Origin of the sequence: Corynebacterium sp. HMSC078A10 (assembly GCF_001811565.1) — a bacterium.
GTDB lineage: Bacteria > Actinomycetota > Actinomycetes > Mycobacteriales > Mycobacteriaceae > Corynebacterium > Corynebacterium hesseae.
This window is the reverse complement of the sequence record NZ_KV805183.1, coordinates 1-1,060: the sequence shown is the minus strand read 5'-3', so window position 1 is coordinate 1,060 and position 1,060 is coordinate 1. Positions and strand designations below refer to the sequence as shown.

General features: G+C 43.9%; 1 protein-coding gene. It reads right to left on the bottom strand.

Annotated elements, in window-relative coordinates:
* Positions 1–125: 125 nt before the first annotated feature.
* Positions 126–941 (bottom strand): aminoglycoside O-phosphotransferase APH(3')-Ia, encoded by an 816-nt coding sequence (locus HMPREF2808_RS01875; RefSeq protein WP_000018326.1) that lies wholly within the window; start codon positions 939–941, stop codon positions 126–128.
* Between the last annotated feature and the right edge of the window lie 119 nt (positions 942–1,060).

The following is a 1,060-nucleotide window of genomic DNA, read 5'->3' as shown; positions in this document are numbered from 1 at the left end:
GTTTATCACCACCGACTATTTGCAACAGTGCCCCGTCCGGATACTGCCAGATATCGGCGTCCAGGGAGATGTCCTGAAGCGCGGTGTCCGGAATTTCAGGTTTGTGTCTCTACAAAGACTAACTATCAGAAAAACTCATCGAGCATCAAATGAAACTGCAATTTATTCATATCAGGATTATCAATACCATATTTTTGAAAAAGCCGTTTCTGTAATGAAGGAGAAAACTCACCGAGGCAGTTCCATAGGATGGCAAGATCCTGGTATCGGTCTGCGATTCCGACTCGTCCAACATCAATACAACCTATTAATTTCCCCTCGTCAAAAATAAGGTTATCAAGTGAGAAATCACCATGAGTGACGACTGAATCCGGTGAGAATGGCAAAAGCTTATGCATTTCTTTCCAGACTTGTTCAACAGGCCAGCCATTACGCTCGTCATCAAAATCACTAGCATCAACCAAACCGTTATTCATTCGTGATTGCGCCTGAGCGAGACGAAATACGCGATCGCTGTTAAAAGGACAATTACAAACAGGAATCGAATGCAACCGGCGCAGGAACACTGCCAGCGCATCAACAATATTTTCACCTGAATCAGGATATTCTTCTAATACCTGGAATGCTGTTTTCCCGGGGATCGCAGTGGTGAGTAACCATGCATCATCAGGAGTACGGATAAAATGCTTGATGGTCGGAAGAGGCATAAATGCCGTCAGCCAGTTTAGTCTGACCATCTCATCTGTAACATCATTGGCAACGCTACCTTTGCCATGTTTCAGAAACAACTCTGGCGCATTGGGCTTCCCATACAATCGATAGATTGTCGCACCTGATTGCCCGACATTATCGCGAGCCCATCTATACCCATATAAATCAGCATCCAGGTTGGAATTTAATCGCGGCCTCGAGCAAGACGTTTCCCGTTGAATATGGCTCATAACACCCCTTGTATTACTGTTTATGTAAGCAGACAGTTTTATTGTTCATGATGATATATTTTTATCTTGTGCAATATAACATGGGTTGGCACTGTTGCAAATAGTCGGTGGTGATAAAC